General features: G+C 40.1%; 2 protein-coding genes. Both read right to left on the reverse strand.

The window, feature by feature from the left end; all coding sequences use genetic code 11:
* A partial coding sequence (locus tag A5N85_RS18100; RefSeq protein ID WP_211268269.1) for a transposase occupies window positions 1–330 on the reverse strand: 330 nt, incomplete at its 3' end.
* Window positions 273–577, reverse strand: a 305-nt coding sequence (locus A5N85_RS14330) for an IS630 transposase-related protein (RefSeq protein WP_072577691.1), incomplete at its 5' end; no start/stop codon positions are given. The genes A5N85_RS14330 and A5N85_RS18100, both read right to left, overlap by 58 nt.

Below are 577 nucleotides of genomic sequence, written 5' to 3' on the forward strand. Positions count from 1 at the left end.
AATTACACTGKTTTTAGGTAACTCAGGTAACAGTGCTTCTCTCACCCAATGAGAGAAAATATCGCTGTTAATAGAACCATCATATAAGCGTAAGGCAAACAATTCTCCATTGATAATGGCTCCAATCGCATTGCTCTGGTTCTTTAAATGCCAGTTATCACTTCCATGACAAACTTCTCCTTTTGTGCTGTAGCCATAAGGTCTATGAGCAAAGGCTTTAAAACCACATTCATCAAGATAGACTATCGGTTTGTCTTGAGCGGTCTTATCTACTATTTGTTCTTGAAAGTGCTCTCTTTGCTCTGTGTCGGCTTTTGGATGTTGGTTAATCTTTTTTTATGCGTTATCTTTAGTCGCTTTAGAGCATAACAAATCGCTGATTGCGAGCAATTAAAACGTCTAGCTCTTTCCCATTGGTAATCATCGGGATACTGCTCAATATCCTTAAGCAAGGCTTCATCATCAATCTTTGAGGGCTTACGCTCAGTAAAGCCTTTAGGATGGGGATTTTTAATCCAGCTATAGACGGTGAATTTGCTGATCTTGTAGCGCTTTGCAACAGCGCGCCAAGTTTCTC

It is taken from the genome of Suttonella ornithocola, assembly GCF_001889065.1.
Taxonomy (GTDB): Bacteria; Pseudomonadota; Gammaproteobacteria; order Cardiobacteriales; family Cardiobacteriaceae; genus Suttonella_A; species Suttonella_A ornithocola.